We start from the raw sequence: 13,505 nt of genomic DNA on the forward strand, positions 1-13,505 counted from the left end.
AACACAGGACGTCCCGGCCCGGCCGTACCTTACGCTGCGGATACGTGACGCCGCCTGTCGGGAAGCTTGGCTATACTGAATCCAAGCCATGATCGGCGTGCAATGCCATTGCGCTTGCCTGGCCGGTCCATCCTTCATGCTTCACAGACTGACAGGAGGTAACATGCAGACGACCTGGATTGTGTCGGCCAACGCGGGCCGAGCGAGGATTTTTTCGGATTCCGATCCGGCGGAACCGCTGGAAGAAATCGATGACCTGGTCAGTACCGCCGCGCGCCTGCGGACCACCGAGATCAACACCGACGAGGTCGGCCGGACGGCCGCCGGCAGCAGCAGCCACAACATCGGCGGCAACGAAGCGGCAGGCTTCGCCCACAACGCCAAGGCCGGCGCGCCGAACAAGGCTTACCAGCCGGCCCAGACGCCACAGGAGCATGAAGCCGAACAGTTCGCGAAGGACATCTCGAAATACCTGATGGACGCGCACCAGGAAGGGCGCTTCCAGCAACTGGTCATTTCCGCCTCGCCGCAGTTCCTCGGCGCCCTGCGCACCTATCTCGCTCCCCAAATCAAGCCGCTGATCAAGCTCGAGGTCAACAAGGACTACACGCACTCCAACGGGCAGCAGCTGCGCGAGCAGATCCGCGAGCAGTTGCAGGCCCAGCGCGCCAGCAAGCTGCAATAAGCGGCCATCGGGCCGGACGGCCTCGCGCCGACGACGCCAGCCGACGAGGCTGGCGTTTTTTTTCGTGGTGGCGGGATGGATGTAAATATTAGTTGCACCTAGGAAGTTGGCTATGTATAAATACAAGTTCGACAACGACATGACCGGGAACACCCGGCAAATCCTAGGGAGACACCATGCCTCATCAGCTCACGCGCGCCAGCCTGTCCATCATCGCCATCGCCGCCCTCGGCAGCCTCACCGGCTGCGCCTCGATCGTCAGCGGGACCAGCCAGGTCGTTTCGGTGGAAACGCTGCATACGAGCGGTAACGTGGCGGGCGCCACCTGCAAGCTCGAAAACGACAAGGGCGTGTACTACGTGACCACGCCGGGCACCGTCACCGTGCACCGTGCCTACGGCGACATGAACGTGAAGTGCGAGAAAGCCGGCTTCGAGCCGGGGCTTGCCACCGTGAAGTCGTCCACCAAGGCCATGATGGCCGGGAACATCCTGTTCGGCGGCGTCATCGGCGCCGGCGTCGATGCCGCCTCCGGCGCCGCCTACGACTACCCCGCCCTGTTCCAGGTCCTGATGGGCCAGCAGCAGACGATCCAGACGCCGGCGCCGGCGCCGCAACCGCAGGCCCCGTCGCAGCCGCAGGTGGCGGCCGCGGGCGGCCAGTAAGGCGGTCCGCCCGACCGCGCCGCGGCACCGGTCGGGCGGACCGTGTGCGGACCGTGCCGCCATCCCTGCTAGGATGGCGTCTCGACGCGCAACCCGACCAATGCCATGCCCGTTCCCGTTTCCCGCCTCGCCCTCCTCGCCCTCGGCCTGCTCGGCGCCACCATCACCGTGCTGGCCGCGGCGCGCGAGCGCCACGTCCCCGACGACCTGGTGCCGATCGATTCCCTCGACGTGCCGCGCTACCTCGGCGCCTGGTATGAAATCGCGAAATACCCGAACCGCTTCCAGAAGCAGTGCGACGGCTACACCACCGCGCATTACAGCCTGCTGCCGGACCGCACCCTGCAGGTCGTCAACCGCTGCCGGCGCGCCGACGGGCGCTTCGTCGAGGCGGTCGGCGTCGCGCGCCAGCTGGGCGGCGCCGATTCGCCCCGGCTTCAGGTGCGCTTCGCGCCGCGCTGGCTGTCGGCCCTGCCGATGGTCTGGGGCGACTACTGGGTGATCGACCTCGATCCGGACTACCAGCTGGCCGCGGTCAGCGAACCGAAACGGGAATACCTGTGGATCCTGTCGCGCACCCCGGCCGTGCCGCGCCAGGCCTATGCCGCCCTGCTGGCCCGGCTCGAACGCCGGGGCTTCGACCTCGACCGGCTGGAAGCGACCAGGCAGGCGCGCTGATGCCGCTTGCCTGATGCTTACCAGGTGAAGTCGTCCGGGATCTTGAAGTCGGCGTAGGGATCGTCTTCCTCGACCGCCTGCGGCGCGGCCCTGGCGACGCGCACCACGATGTCGGGCGCGCGCTCGGCGATCTTGTCGGCGATCACGCGAGGCACCAGTTCGAAGCCGCCGCCATGGCTGACGATCGCCAGGCGCCCGGCCACCAGGTGCTCGCGCACCTTCTCGGAGACGTGGATGCGCTCGATCTTCGTGCCGATCGTGAAGTTGTAGGGGATGTCGCCATTGCCTTTCGGCTGGCGGTTGGTCTGCACCATCTGCGCGATCTGCGCGGCCACGGCCTTCTGGGCCGCGGCCGCGTCGCGCTGGGCGTTCAGTTCGCGCGCGCGCTCGGCGTTCTTGCGCTGCATTTCCAGCGCCGCCTCGCGCGCCTCGTTCTGCTTCTCGACGCCGGTGCGCAGCTCGATCTTGTGCTGCTTGCTCTTTTCCTGGTTGGCCAGCTTGACCTTTTTCTTGTCGACCAGGCCGGCCTTCAGCAGCTGCTCTTGCAGGGAAACCATCTTGTGACTCCGTATGTTCGAAGCCGCAAGCATAGCAAACCCGCGCCGCTCAACGCGAGAGGAAAAAGCGCAACATCTCGCGCGATGCGTCCGGGCCGGACGCCACCGCATACGAGCCGGCGGTGCTGCCGCCCGACCAGGCGTGGCCGGCGCCATGCAGGGTCCAGTGTTCCGCCGCCACCCGGCCGGCGGCGTCCAGCGCGGTGATCCGGGTATGTCCCGGTCCCCGCTCTTCGCGCTGCTCCGGCCCGCGCCCGCCCGCAGCCTGCGCGAACTGGTGGAAGGTGGCCTGGCCATTCGACGGGTGGACGACGGCATCGCGGTCGCCGTGGAAGACGATCACCGGCACCGGCCTGGCGACCTTCGCGCCGGCGCGCATCTTCTTCGGCGCGCCCTTCATCGCGTTCAGTCCTGACATCAGGTCGTGCGCCGCGCCGACCGGCAGGCCCGAATGGACGCCTGCGGCGGCGTACAGCTCGGGATAGGCGGCCGCCATCACGGCCGCCATCGCGCCACCGGCCGACAGGCCCGCCACGTACACGCGCTCCGGGTCGCCGCCATGTTCACGCACGGCCTGGCGCGTCATGCCGGCGATCAGCGACGGCTCTCCCTGGTCGCGCTGTTGATGCCTGGCTTCGAACCAGTTCCAGCATTGCGAATGGTTGGCGCCGGCGGCCTGTTCCGGATACAGCACCAGGCAGCCGTTTTCCTCGGCCAGCAGGTTCATCGTGGTGCCGGCGGCAAAGTCTTCAGGATCCTGCTTGCAGCCGTGCAGCATCACGACCAGGGGACGCGGCCCGGACGCCGGCTTGGCCGGCACGTACAGCCGGTAGCGGCGGGTGCCGGCCTCGTTGGTAAAGCTGCCTTCCAGGAACTGGCCCGGGCCATGCGTCGCCGGATCGACGGTCCTGTCGCGGCCGGGCAAGCCCTGTCCGGGCAGGCCCGACTTCAGGCGCGCCATCCAGTCCTGCAGTGCGCCCGGGCCGGCATCGGGCCCGGCGGCGCGCGGGCGTACGCCCGGGGCCCAGGCCGGCGGCGGGTTCAGGTCGACGAAGGGCGCCGCGCCTCCCCGTTCGGCCTGGCCGGCCGGCGGCACGGCGCCGCCCATCAGGCCGGCCGCCTGCAGGGCTTCCTGGATGATCGCCGTGGCGGCGGCCGGGTCCTTGCCCTGGCTGGAGCGCACTGCGCCCAGGATGTTATCGACAAATTTTTCATAGGGTTTCATGACTGTTCCTTCAGGATTCGATGCGGTCGGCGAGCGCCGCCTTGACGGCGTTCGACGCCAGAAAGGCGCCCAGCACGTGGATCGAGGCGATCGCCTCGCGCGCCAGTTCGGGGGTGACGTCGTCGTCGATGGATGCGAGGCCGAGCACATGGATCTCGAGCCGTTCGCCGGCGGCGACGGTCTTTTCCAGCTCGGCCCTGGAATAACGCTGCATGCCCATCACGTAGCGCTTGCGCGTGACGGTCTGGCGGATCGCTTCGCCATGCAGCTGCAGCTGGTTACGGATCGCCATGCGCACGAAGTCGGTCCGGTTCGTATAAAAACCTTCTTCGACCAGCAGGTCCATCTGCGCGAGGTCGACCAGGCCAAGGTTGATCGTGACTTTTTCGGTATCGGGAAATTTGGGTTTTGCTTCGACAAGCTTCATGAATATACTCTCCTTATACTCCATATGGAGTATAGAAGGAGTATTTCAAGGGTTTTCTAGCTTACCGGCGGAAAAACCACAGCAGCAGCGAAACAAGCACCGAGATGACCAGGCAGGTCACGATCGGAAAGCTGAAGCTGAAGCCTTCGCGGGCGATGTGGATGTCGCCGGGAAGACGGCCCAGCGGCAGGCGGCGCAGCCAGGGCCAGGCGAGGCCGGCGGCGACGAGGATGAGGCCGGAAATGATGAGGAGTTTTTGCATGGCGACCATTCTGCCGGACCCGCAGCCGGCGGGGCGCGCCCTATCCCGGTAGCATCGGCTGGCGCGCGCCGCCCTGTCCCGTGCGGAACACGCTGACCGCCTGCGCCAGGCTCGCCGCCTGGTCCAGCATGGCTTCGGCGGCGGCGGCCGCCTCCTCGACCAGGGCGGCGTTCTGCTGGGTCACCTGGTCCATCTGCACGACCGCCACGCTGACCTGTTCGATGCCCGCGGTCTGCTCGGCGCTGGCGGCCGTGATCTCGGCCATGATGTCGGTCACGCGCTGCACGCTGGTGACGACCTCGCGCATGGTGTCGCCGGCCTGCGCCACCAGGCGGCTGCCGGCCGACACGCTGGCGACCGAGTTCTCGATCAGCGCCTTGATCTCCCTGGCGGCGGCGGCCGAGCGGTGCGCCAGGTTGCGCACCTCGCCCGCGACGACGGCGAAGCCGCGGCCCTGTTCGCCGGCGCGCGCCGCTTCCACGGCCGCGTTCAGGGCCAGGATGTTGGTCTGGAAGGCGATGCCGTCGATCACGCCGATGATCTCGGCGATCCTGCCCGACGCCATATCGATGTCGCGCATGGTGCCTACCACCTGCTCGACCGCCGCCCCGCCGCGCTCGGCCACGCCGGAGGCGGCCCTGGCAAGCAGGTTGGCCTGGCGCGCGTTGTCGGCATTGTGCTTGACCGTCGAGCTCAGCTCTTCCATCGAGGCGGCGGTCTCCTCGAGCGAACTGGCCTGCTGCTCGGTGCGCGCGGACAGGTCCTGGTTGCCGGCCGCGATCTGCTGGGTGGCGGTGCCGATCGCATCGCTGCCGCTGCGCACCTGGTTCACGATGCCGGCCAGCGCCGTGTTCATCTTCTGCAGCGCCGCCAGCAGCCGGCCGATCTCGTCGTTGGAATCGACGCGCACGGACTGGGTCAGGTCGCCGTCGGCCACGCTCTGCGCCAGGTGCAGGGCTTGCCCGATCGCCGCGCTGATCCCGCGGATCAGGAACAGGGCGACCGCCGCGCCCAGCACGCCGCCGATGACGTTCAGCGCGATCGCCAGGTTGCGTGCATGCGCGTAGCGCGCCAGCGCCGCCGCGTACTCCTGCCCGGCGACGTCGATCTGCAGCTTGATCAGCGCCTGCATGTTCTTCCTGGCCGGCATGAAGAGCTGCGCCAGGGGACCGGTCGCCGCAGCCTTCACGGCGTCGGGATCCTGGCTGCGCAGCGCCGCCAGGGTCGGCCTCAGGCCCTGTTCGACGAATTGCGTGCGGCTGTCGATGAAAGTCTTGGCGAGCGCCTTTTCGTCCTCCGTCAGGTAAGTGCCCATGTACTTGCCCCACAGGCCGGAGATCTCCTTGATGCGGGCCTCGGTCTCGGCGGCGGCGGCATGCTGGTCGCCGCCGGCCAGCGCCGCGCGCAGCAGCGTGTTCTGGTTCTGCTGCATCAGCGACAGGACCTGGCCGAGATCGGCCAGCGCGACCAGGCGGTCGTTGTAGACGGTCTCCAGCGCAGCATTGGTAGCGCTCAGGTTCGCCAGGCCGGTCACCCCGACCACGATGGCGACCGTGCTCAGCAGTGCAGTCAGGAAGAGGAGGCGGGCCTTGATGCTGATGTTCTTGAACATGGCAAAAAACTCGGGATGGGATGCCTTCACTCTAGTGCAGGTCGAGGGCTCGCCAAAAGCACTTTCGTTGCCGCGCGGATACAAAATCAAGCGAAGTTGTATGCCGGCCACACCTCTATATTTCTCGTCAATTTCGAAATTGCAACACCTTTCTCGGCAAGAAGAATGCCGGGACATGCATCAAAAAAGTTAAAATATCCCTCTTCCATTGTTTACGATCCTTCCCAGTGAAATCCCCGCTCCCGCCGTCCCGTCTCGCCCGCTGGCTGCGCCGCAGCCTGGCTTGTGCCCTGCTGTCCGGCGGATTGGCGCAGGCGGCCGCGCCGCAGCCTGTGCTGCTGGGGATCGACGGCGAATTCGGCCTGGACAACAGCACCTCGGCCCAGGCCGTCGAACTGGGCATGCGCACCGCCATCGCCGAGATCAACGCGGCCGGCGGCGTGCTCGGCGGACGGCCGCTCGAGCTGGTGACCAGGGACCACCGCTCGATCCCGGCGCGCGGCATCCGCAACATCCAGGAATTCGCGCGCATGCCGGGCCTGGTGGCCGTGTTCGGCGGCCGCTTCAGCCCCGTCGTCATCGAAGAGCTGCCGGTCCTGAAGTCGACCCGCACCCTGTTCATGGCGCCCTGGTCGTCGGCCGATGCGATCGTCGACAACGACATGCGGCCGAACTACGTCTACCGCCTGTCGCTGCGCGATTCGCTGGCCATGCCCAGGATCCTGCAGGCGGCGCACCGGCGGCGCCTGGACCGGGTCGGCCTGCTGCTGACCAACACGTCCTGGGGCCGCAGCAATGCCGAGGCGGCCGAACGCGCGGTGCCGGCCATCCGCGGCATGACGATCGCCGGCGTCTCCTGGTACAACTGGCGCGACACGTCCCTGGTCGGCAGGTACCAGCAGCTGCGCGCGGCCGGCGCCCAGGCCATCGTGCTGGTGGCGAACGACGACGAGGCGGCGGTGCTGGTGCGCGAAGTGGCCGCGCTGCCGAAAGAACAGCGGCTGCCGATCCTGAGCCACTGGGGCGTGACCGGCGGAGAATTCGTCAAGCAGGCCGGCCCGGCCCTGCAGCAGGTCGACTTTTCCGTGATCCAGACCTTCAGCTTCTGGAAGGCCGACCCGGCGCGCGTGCGGCGCTTCCTGGCCAGCGCCGCCAGGGTGTCGCAGGTCAGGCGGATCGAGGACATCAAGGGCCCGGTCGGCGTGGCCCACGCGTATGACCTGACCCACCTCCTGGCGCAGGCGATCGAGCGCGCCGGCAGCACCGACCGCAAAGCCGTGCGCGACGCGCTGGAACATCTGCCGGCCTGGCGCGGCCTGGTCAAGAACTACGCGCCGCCCTTCACGCCGGCCCGCCACGAGGCGCTGGGGCCGGGCGAGCTGCTGATGACGCGCTATCGGGCCGACGGCGTGCTGGTGCCGGCGCGGGAATGAGGATGGCCCCGGGTTCCGCGCCCACCGGGCTGTCGCGGCGCTTCGCGATCGCCGCGGCGATCCTGACCGCGGCCGCCATGCTGCTGATCTCGGTCGTGTCGCTGTGGCTGATCGACCGCCAGCGCGAGCGCGCCAACGACCTGCTGCAGCAGCGCGAGGTGACCTTCCACGCGACCACGGTCGGCCACAACCTGGCGGCGCTGAGCACGCGCCTGAAGGATGTCGCGGCCAGCCCGATCCTGGCCAACGCGCTGGTCGACAGCGCCGGCAAGGAAACCTACCTGACGCCCTTCCTGCATGGCCTGCGCCAGATGAACGGCATACCCGTGCAGGTGATGTTCACCGATTTCGAAGGCACGGAAATCGCCGACAACGGCGCCGGCGGCTTCGGCCCGCGCGAAGCCGCCTGGCTGCGCGAGCGCCTGGCCAGCGGCGACGAACGCCCCGCCCTGCTGGACGGCGAACTGGTCGGGGTTTACCTGCTGCGCTACACGCGCACCCGCACGCCGGAGGGCGCGCTGATGTACAAGATCCGGCTGGCCGACCTCAAGCCGGCGCCATGGGCCGTGCTCGAACCCGGCAATGCGCGCCCGCCGCAGGCGCGCGAAATCAGTGCGCCGGTGCCGCTGCCGCCAGGCTTGTCCCGCCTGGGCCTGGTGCTGCGCGAGGACGAGCGCAAGCTGGCGGCGCCGCTCGACGCGCCGGCCCCGCAATACCTGCTGATCGGCGCGATCACGGCCGCGCTAGCGCTGCTGGTGTTCCTGCTGGCGCAACGCCTGGCGCTGGGCCTGACGCGCGAGCTGCGCGGCCTGGAAGCCTTTTCCGCCAGCCTGGGCGACGCCGGCATCAGCACGCAGCGCGCGCCGCTGGCCGGCAGCCGCGAAGTGGTCAGCCTGGCCGGCGCGATCAACCGCATGCTCGACCGGCTGTACGAGCAGCACGTGCACCTGGAGGCGGAGCGACGCAAGTTCCACCAGCTGTCGAACAACATTCCGCAGCTGGTGTGGATGGCCGACCCGGACGGCGACATCCTCTGGTTCAACGACCGCTGGTACGAATTCGTGGGCGCCGGGCCGGATAACGTCACGGCCGCGGACTGGCACAAGCTGCACGACCCGAACGTCCTGCCCGATGTGCTGCGGCGCTGGCGCCAGGCCATCGCCAGCGGCCAGCCCGACCAGATGACCTTCCCGCTGCGCGGTGCGGACGGGCGCTACCGCAGCTTCTTCTGTTCGGTCGCGCCGCTGCGCGACGCCGGCGGCCGCATCCTGCAGTGGTTCGGCACCTGCACCGACGTCAGCCAGCTCGAAGAAGCCGAGCGCGCGGTGCGCTACAGCGAAGAGCGGCTGCAGCAAGGCCTGGTGGCGGCGCGCATGGCGGTGTGGGAGCGCGATCCGGTCACGGGTTCGGTCAGCTTCTCGGCCAACCTGCACAGCGTGTTCGGCAAGCACTGGTCCAATATCGCCGAGCTGTGGGAGATCGTCCATCCGGACGACCGCGCGGCCCTGCGCGAGACCGTCGAACGCGCCATGCACGAAGGCGGCGCCTACCGCGCCACCCCGCGCGTCCAGCGCCCCGACGACGGCCGCACGATCTGGATCGACATCCGCGGCCGCCTCGGACTCGGTGCGGACGGCCGCAGCACGGTGGTGCACGCGATCGCGATCGACATCACGGAGCGCAAGCACGCCGAGGAAGCGCTGCAGCTGGCCGACCAGCGCAAGGACGAATTCCTGGCGATGCTGGCGCACGAGCTGCGCAATCCGCTGGCCCCGATCAGCAGCGCGGCCGACATGCTGCGCATCGCCTATGCCGGCGAGCCGCGCGTGAAGCAGATCAGCGAGATCGTCGCGCGCCAGGTCGCGCACATGCGCCACCTGGTCGACGACCTGCTCGACGTCTCGCGCGTGACGCGCGGGCTGGTCACGATCAGCCGCCGCCCGACCGACCTGCGGCGCGTGGTGAGCGAGGCGGTCGAGCAGTCGCGGCCACTGGTCGAAACGCGCCGCCATCACCTGGAAGTGGCGCTGCCGGACCACGCCCTGATGGTCGACGGCGACCATACGCGCCTGGTGCAGGTGGCGGCCAACCTGCTCAACAACGCCGCCAAGTACACCCACGAAGGCGGCCGCATCGACGTCGCGCTGGACCAGCACGAAGGCCAGGCCCGCCTGACCGTGCGCGACAACGGCACCGGCATCGGCCCCGACCTGCTGCCGGTGGTGTTCGACCTGTTCACCCAGGGCTCGCGCACCCTCGACCGCGCCCAGGGCGGCCTCGGCCTCGGCCTGGCGCTGGTCCGCAAGCTGGTCGAACTGCACGGCGGCCAGGTCGCCGCCAGCAGCCCCGGCCAGGGCCAGGGCAGCACCTTCACCGTCACCCTGCCCCTCCTTTGATCTCCCCCAAACCGGGGTCAGACTCCCGATTTTGGAAATAGCTAACGATACATTTCCAAAAACCGGAGTCTGACCCCGGTTTTAGGAAATTGCGGCACGGCATGCGTTTGACCGAGTTGGCGTTTCGTTGGAACATGGCTTGCCCATCAACGAATCCGCCGCGCTATGTCTTCTGAGCTTGGTCTGGTCTGTATCACCGTGTCGAAGGATGTCCGTTACCGCACCGTCACGCGCAAGCGGCTGCTGGAGCATGCGGACGACGGCCAGCGCAAGCTGCTCGACGGGATCTACCGCGACAACCTCCAGACCCTCGACAACGCCCTGCAGTACTGCAAGCGCGAAGGGATCCGCCTGTACCGCATCCCGTCCTCGATCTTCCCTTTCTTCGACGAGGACGTCGGGCGCGCGGTGATGCAGGCGCTGGTACCCAGCCTGGCGCGCACCGGGCGGCGCGCCACCGAACTCGGCCTGCGCCTGGTGATGCACCCGGACCAGTTCGTCGTCCTCAGTTCCGATTCGCCCGAGGTGGTGGCCAACAGCGTCAAGATCCTGCAGATGCACGCCGACATCATGGACCTGTTGCAGCAGCCGCGCTCGCCCTGGGCGGTGCTGGAGATCCACGGCGGCAAGGCGAACCGCAGCGACGCCCTGGTCGAACGCATCCGGCAACTGCCGGACCCGATCCGCCTGCGCCTGTGCCTCGAGAACGACGAGTACTCCTATAACGCCGAGCAGATCCACGACGTCTGTACACGCGCACGCGTGCCGATGGTGTTCGACGCCCACCACCACATCGTCAGCGAAAAGCTGTCCAGCTACGACGACCCCAGCGTGGCCGAGATGTTGAACAAGGCGCGCGACACCTGGCCGGATCCGGCGCTCCAGATGGTGCACATCTCGAACGGGCGCGAAGGCTTCAACGACCGCCAGCATGCGGACCTGATCACGACCATGCCCGCGTCCTACGCCCAGGCGCCGTGGATCGAAATCGAGGCCAAGAACAAGGAACAAGCGATTGCCGCGCTGCGCTGCACCATTCAGCGTCCGCATGGCGGCCATCAGGAATCGTAATTAGTCAATTCGCCCAGCCGGGTTCAGAATGGATGTGCTTCTGTTACCGAACCAGACATGATCGTCCGCGACCGTCCTTCCCCGCTGCGCCTGTTCCTGATCATGCGGGGCTCGGTCCTGCCGAACATCTGGTTCAGCCTGCTCGGCACCGCCCTGCTGGCGATCGCCGTCACCTGGACCCGCGGCACGCTGTGGGGCCACAAGATCGCGATCGGCGCAATCCCCTTCACGCTGATGGGCCTGCCCCTCGCGATCTTCCTCGGTTTCCGTAACAACGCCGCCTACGACCGCTACTGGGAAGGCCGCAAGCAGTGGGGCGAGCTGGTCCTGCGCAGCCGCAGCCTGGCGCGCCAGTGCCTGTCGCTGGTCGACGACGGCGCACAGCGTGCGCGCATGATGCGGCGCGCGATCGCCTACGCGCACGCGCTGCGCCACCGCCTGCGGCACAGCGACCCGGCGGCCGACGTCGCGCCCTGGCTGGAACAGGACGAATGGCAGCGCGTGCGACGCCTGCCCAACCTGCCGCACGCGCTGATGCTGGAGATGGGCGCCGACCTCGGAACGCTGCTGCGCGAACGCCGCATCGAGCCCTGCCTGGCGCCAAGCGTCGACGCCAGCCTGGCGGCGATGACGGGCGTGGCCGCCGCCTGCGAGCGCATCCAGGGCACGCCGATCCCGTTTTCCTATTCCCTGCTGCTGCACCGCACCGCCTACCTGTACTGCGTGCTGCTGCCCTTCGGCCTGGTCGATGCGATCGGCGACCTGACCCCGCTGGTGACGCTGCTGGTCGCCTATACCTTCTTCGGCCTGGATGCCCTCGGCGACGAGATCGAGGAGCCGTTCGGCATGTCCGACCACGACCTGCCGCTCGAAGCCATCTGCCGCACCATCGAGATCGACCTGCGCACGGCGCTCGGCGACACCGACCTTCCCCCACCCCTACTGCCGGTCGACTACCGGCTCAGCTAGAACATGAAGACTGAATACCTGGATCGAATCCGTTGCGCCGGATTGCGCAATCGCGTCACCGGCGCTCCCGAGGCGGCAAGCTGGATCAAGGATGGCATGACCGTCGGCATGAGCGGCTTCACCCGCGCCGGCGACGTCAAGCTGGTCCCGGCCGCGCTGGCCGAGCGGGCGCGCCGCGAACCGCTGAAGATCACCCTGCTCACCGGCGCCTCGCTCGGCAACGACACCGACAAGCTGCTCACTGAAGCGGGCGCGTTGGCGCGCCGCATGCCCTTCCAGGTCGATCCGGTGCTGCGCGCCGCCATCAACCGCGGCGAGGTGATGTACATCGACCAGCACCTGTCCGAGACCGTCGAGCAGCTGCGCAGCCGCCACATCCAGCCGGTCGACGTGGCGGTGGTGGAAGCGGTGGCGATCACGGAGAGCGGCGCGATCGTCCCCACGACGTCGGTCGGCAACAGCGCCAGCTTCGCGATCCTGGCCGACAAGGTCATCGTCGAAATCAACCTGGCGCAGACCACCGGCCTCGAAGGCCTGCACGACATCTGGATTCCGAAAAAGCGGCCGATGCGCGAACCGGTCCCGATCATGTCGGTCGAACAGCGCGCCGGCACGCCCTTCATCGAGATCCCGCCGGAAAAGATCGTCGCCATCGTGATCACCGACCAGCCGGACAGCACGTCCTCGGTGCTGCCGCCGGACGAGGAGACCGCCGCCATCGCCGGCCACCTGGTGCGCTTCTTCGAGGACGAAATCATCAAGGGGCGCCTGACTTCCAGCCTGCTGCCGCTGCAGGCCGGCATCGGCACCATCGCCAACGCCGTGCTGGCGGGCTTCGTCCACAGCCCCTTCCACCAGCTCACCATGTATTCCGAGGTGCTGCAGGACTCGACCTTCGACCTGTTCGACGCCGGCAAGCTCGAATTCGCCTCCGGTTCCTCGATCACCCTGTCGCCGGAAAAGAGCGCGCAGGTGTTCCGCGACTTCGAGCGCTACCGCGAGCGCCTGGTGCTGCGCCCGCAGGAAGTGTCGAACCATCCGGAAGTGATCCGGCGCCTGGGGATCATCGCGATCAATACCGCGCTGGAAGCCGACATCTACGGCAACATCAATTCGACCCACGTGGCCGGCACCCACATGATGAACGGGATCGGCGGCTCGGGCGACTTCGCGCGCAACGCCTACCTGTCGGTGTTCGCCACCAAGTCGACCGCCAAGGCGGGCCGCGTATCGTCGATCGTGCCGATGGTGTCGCACGTCGACCATACCGAGCACGATGTCGACATCATCGTCACCGAACAGGGACTGGCCGACCTGCGCGGCCTGGCGCCGCGCGAACGCGCCGGCGTGATCATCGAGCGCTGCACGGCGGAACCCTACCGCGCGATGCTGCGCGAGTACGTCGCCGAGGCCGGCCAGCGCGGCGGCCAGACCCCGCACCTGCTGGAGCAGGCCTTCTCCTGGCACGCGCGCTACCGCGAGACCGGATCGATGCTGCCCGAGGATTGACGCCTGCGGGTGATTA

13 protein-coding genes are annotated in these 13,505 nt (G+C 68.1%); 8 read left to right on the forward strand and 5 right to left on the reverse strand.

Going from position 1 to position 13,505, the window contains the following annotated elements:
• Positions 1-163 precede the first annotated feature (163 nt).
• The 3 genes from AC3A6M_RS12020 (at position 164) to AC3A6M_RS12030 (ending at position 2,028) form a co-directional block, all read left to right on the forward strand.
• Complete coding sequence (locus AC3A6M_RS12020) at positions 164-685, forward strand: host attachment protein (RefSeq protein WP_487852959.1); 522 nt, start codon at positions 164-166, stop codon at positions 683-685.
• Between the two features lie 176 nt (positions 686-861).
• Positions 862-1,350, forward strand: coding sequence for a hypothetical protein (locus AC3A6M_RS12025; protein WP_487852960.1), 489 nt, complete (start codon positions 862-864; stop codon positions 1,348-1,350).
• A 105-nt stretch (positions 1,351-1,455) separates the two neighbouring features.
• Entirely contained in the window at positions 1,456-2,028 is a 573-nt protein-coding gene (locus AC3A6M_RS12030; protein ID WP_487852961.1) for a lipocalin family protein, read from the forward strand.
• Between the two features lie 17 nt (positions 2,029-2,045).
• Here AC3A6M_RS12030 and AC3A6M_RS12035 read toward each other — a convergent pair whose 3' ends face one another.
• The 5 genes from AC3A6M_RS12035 to AC3A6M_RS12055 all read right to left on the reverse strand — a co-directional run bounded on the left by AC3A6M_RS12035 (position 2,046) and on the right by AC3A6M_RS12055 (position 6,111).
• Entirely contained in the window at positions 2,046-2,585 is a 540-nt protein-coding gene (locus AC3A6M_RS12035) for a DUF2058 domain-containing protein (RefSeq protein WP_487852962.1), read from the reverse strand.
• A gap of 49 nt (positions 2,586-2,634) precedes the next feature.
• Positions 2,635-3,810, reverse strand: coding sequence for an extracellular catalytic domain type 1 short-chain-length polyhydroxyalkanoate depolymerase (locus AC3A6M_RS12040; protein ID WP_487852963.1), 1,176 nt, complete (start codon positions 3,808-3,810; stop codon positions 2,635-2,637).
• A 10-nt stretch (positions 3,811-3,820) separates the two neighbouring features.
• Positions 3,821-4,237 carry a CopG family transcriptional regulator gene (locus AC3A6M_RS12045; protein ID WP_487852964.1) on the reverse strand — a complete coding sequence of 139 codons (417 nt, stop codon included), beginning with the start codon at positions 4,235-4,237 and terminating at the stop codon, positions 3,821-3,823.
• A gap of 61 nt (positions 4,238-4,298) precedes the next feature.
• On the reverse strand, positions 4,299-4,499 hold the full coding sequence (locus tag AC3A6M_RS12050; protein ID WP_487852965.1) for a DUF2905 domain-containing protein: 201 nt from the start codon (positions 4,497-4,499) through the stop codon (positions 4,299-4,301).
• A 40-nt stretch (positions 4,500-4,539) separates the two neighbouring features.
• Complete coding sequence (locus tag AC3A6M_RS12055) at positions 4,540-6,111, reverse strand: methyl-accepting chemotaxis protein (RefSeq protein WP_487852966.1); 1,572 nt, start codon at positions 6,109-6,111, stop codon at positions 4,540-4,542.
• Positions 6,112-6,338: 227 nt separating this feature from the next.
• Between AC3A6M_RS12055 and AC3A6M_RS12060 the strand changes: the two genes are divergently transcribed.
• The 5 genes from AC3A6M_RS12060 (at position 6,339) to scpC (ending at position 13,489) form a co-directional block, all read left to right on the forward strand.
• On the forward strand, positions 6,339-7,544 hold the full coding sequence (locus AC3A6M_RS12060) for an ABC transporter substrate-binding protein (protein ID WP_487852967.1): 1,206 nt from the start codon (positions 6,339-6,341) through the stop codon (positions 7,542-7,544).
• Positions 7,545-7,546: 2 nt separating this feature from the next.
• Positions 7,547-9,940, forward strand: a complete 2,394-nt coding sequence (locus AC3A6M_RS12065) for a PAS domain-containing sensor histidine kinase (protein WP_487852968.1) — start codon at positions 7,547-7,549, stop codon at positions 9,938-9,940.
• A gap of 165 nt (positions 9,941-10,105) precedes the next feature.
• Positions 10,106-11,011, forward strand: a complete 906-nt coding sequence (uvsE, locus tag AC3A6M_RS12070; protein ID WP_487852969.1) for a UV DNA damage repair endonuclease UvsE — start codon at positions 10,106-10,108, stop codon at positions 11,009-11,011.
• Between the two features lie 57 nt (positions 11,012-11,068).
• The gene (locus AC3A6M_RS12075) at positions 11,069-11,980 is read left to right on the forward strand and encodes a bestrophin family protein (RefSeq protein ID WP_487852970.1); all 912 of its coding nucleotides are present in this window, start codon (positions 11,069-11,071) and stop codon (positions 11,978-11,980) included.
• A gap of 3 nt (positions 11,981-11,983) precedes the next feature.
• Entirely contained in the window at positions 11,984-13,489 is a 1,506-nt protein-coding gene (scpC, locus tag AC3A6M_RS12080) for a succinyl-CoA:acetate CoA-transferase ScpC (protein ID WP_487852971.1), read from the forward strand.
• Positions 13,490-13,505 lie beyond the last annotated feature (16 nt).

The organism is Telluria sp. Soil_C_11, assembly GCF_057657395.1.

Bases quoted from the DNA above. Each gene is read 5' to 3' on its own strand.
- AC3A6M_RS12020 (WP_487852959.1), top strand. From the start codon at position 164: ATGCAGACGACCTGGATTGTGTCGGCCAACGCGGGCCGAGCGAGGATT.
- AC3A6M_RS12025 (WP_487852960.1), top strand. From the start codon at position 862: ATGCCTCATCAGCTCACGCGCGCCAGCCTGTCCATCATCGCCATCGCC.
- AC3A6M_RS12030 (WP_487852961.1), top strand. From the start codon at position 1,456: ATGCCCGTTCCCGTTTCCCGCCTCGCCCTCCTCGCCCTCGGCCTGCTC.
- AC3A6M_RS12035 (WP_487852962.1), bottom strand. From the start codon at position 2,585: ATGGTTTCCCTGCAAGAGCAGCTGCTGAAGGCCGGCCTGGTCGACAAG.
- AC3A6M_RS12040 (WP_487852963.1), bottom strand. From the start codon at position 3,810: ATGAAACCCTATGAAAAATTTGTCGATAACATCCTGGGCGCAGTGCGC.
- AC3A6M_RS12045 (WP_487852964.1), bottom strand. From the start codon at position 4,237: ATGAAGCTTGTCGAAGCAAAACCCAAATTTCCCGATACCGAAAAAGTC.
- AC3A6M_RS12050 (WP_487852965.1), bottom strand. From the start codon at position 4,499: ATGCAAAAACTCCTCATCATTTCCGGCCTCATCCTCGTCGCCGCCGGC.
- AC3A6M_RS12055 (WP_487852966.1), bottom strand. From the start codon at position 6,111: ATGTTCAAGAACATCAGCATCAAGGCCCGCCTCCTCTTCCTGACTGCA.
- AC3A6M_RS12065 (WP_487852968.1), top strand. From the start codon at position 7,547: ATGGCCCCGGGTTCCGCGCCCACCGGGCTGTCGCGGCGCTTCGCGATC.
- uvsE (WP_487852969.1), top strand. From the start codon at position 10,106: ATGTCTTCTGAGCTTGGTCTGGTCTGTATCACCGTGTCGAAGGATGTC.
- AC3A6M_RS12075 (WP_487852970.1), top strand. From the start codon at position 11,069: ATGATCGTCCGCGACCGTCCTTCCCCGCTGCGCCTGTTCCTGATCATG.
- scpC (WP_487852971.1), top strand. From the start codon at position 11,984: ATGAAGACTGAATACCTGGATCGAATCCGTTGCGCCGGATTGCGCAAT.